3 protein-coding genes are annotated in these 1384 nt (G+C 44.0%); all 3 read right to left on the bottom strand.

The annotated features are described in order from the left end of the window. Window positions 1-160: UvrD-helicase domain-containing protein (locus NC238_02165; GenBank protein MCM1564763.1), on the bottom strand; the 160-nt coding region annotated here is incomplete at its 3' end. 276 nt (window positions 161-436) lie between these two features. Beyond that, window positions 437-958: an isopentenyl-diphosphate Delta-isomerase gene (gene idi, locus NC238_02160; GenBank protein MCM1564762.1), complete on the bottom strand. Its 522-nt coding sequence runs from the start codon at window positions 956-958 to the stop codon at window positions 437-439. A gap of 89 nt (window positions 959-1047) precedes the next feature. Then, a partial coding sequence (locus NC238_02155) for a helix-turn-helix domain-containing protein (protein MCM1564761.1) occupies window positions 1048-1384 on the bottom strand: 337 nt, incomplete at its 5' end.

The raw sequence follows: 1384 nt of genomic DNA, 5'->3' as shown, positions 1-1384 counted from the left end.
GGTATGGGGGGACCCGCATATTTTTTATCAGATATGCGGCCCGGCAGGTCAGGACCCTGGTCTTGCCGCTGCCGGCGCCCGCCAGGACCAGCAGCGGGCCGTCCCCGTGTGTCACCGCCTCAACCTGGGCGGGATTCAGCTTGTCTAAAAATACTTCCATCAATCCTCCAAAAATTTTAACATCTAAATTTAACCATATATAATCATATAAATTCTAAGTAATAAGCGCAAATCCTGCACTGAAATTATCGCCGTCCCCCTACAATATCTATCGAATTTTGGTTACGGGCGCCCGCGCTCAAAAAAAAGCTGGCATCAATTCGGCTCGGGGAGAATTTGATCATTAAAATTCACCATTAAACCGAACAATATCAGCAAAGGATAGCACCATTTTATTAAGCACACACATGAGAACTGTCACTGTGTACTTTTTTTCCTATAAACATATTACCTTTTCTTTTAATAGATGTTCCCAGGCAATTTTAAACCATGCCGTGTAAATTTCCGGATTCTTTCTAATGTCTTCAGCCAGGTCTTCTTTCGCGATCCACTTGTAATCGGCTACCTCATCCGGATTTTTTTCCGGTATGCCATCCCATTTCCCTACGAAGACATGGTCGTATTCCATTTCTGTCAGACCATTTTCAAACTCAGTACTATAGATAAATGAGAAAACCTTCACCATCCCGGTATCAAAACCCATTTCTTCCATCAGTCTTCTGTGCGCCGCCGCCTCGAGGGATTCACCCGGCCGCGGGTGACCACAGCAGGTATTGGCCCACATCCCCGGATTATGGTACTTTTCCCAGGCACGTTTTTGTATTAACAGCTCACCGTTATTGTTGGCAATAAAGATAGAAAAAGCGCGGTGCAGTTTTGGATTCCTGTGCGCATCGATTTTTTCAGCAGTTCCAACCATATTATCATCCTCATCTACTAAAACAACATATTCTTCCATGGTCAACCTCCAGAAAACATAAGAGTATACTGAATCCGTGATGCCTTAAATGCCCGCATGCCCCGGCAGGCCCAAAATAAACTCAGTCCTTAATCTTCTTTGCTTAAACACCATATTTTTAAGGCTAACTGTAAATCAAATCTTTTATTGGGTTCCTTCAGGCTAAAGCCGCCTATTTCGCATATCTTTCCAAGCCGATATTTAAAGCCGCTCAGAGTCACGCTGGCGGCCTTGGCGGCATCTTTCATATTGCCATTGCAGTTAAAATAATAATTCAATGTTTCTACTAACTGGCCGTCGTGCTTGGCATCGTACTTCAACAGCGCACCAAGCTGTTCCTCCATAAAAGCCAGCATGCCTTTATGATTTTCAGCATTAAAAAGCAAGCCAAATGTCCCCAGAGAATCAAAGGGAATAACCATATTC

The sequence above is a fragment of the Dehalobacter sp. genome, assembly GCA_023667845.1.
In the GTDB taxonomy this organism is placed as follows: Bacteria; Bacillota; Desulfitobacteriia; order Desulfitobacteriales; family Syntrophobotulaceae; genus Dehalobacter.
Note: the sequence above shows the minus strand (reverse complement) of the source record. Positions and strands in the feature narration are given on the sequence as shown.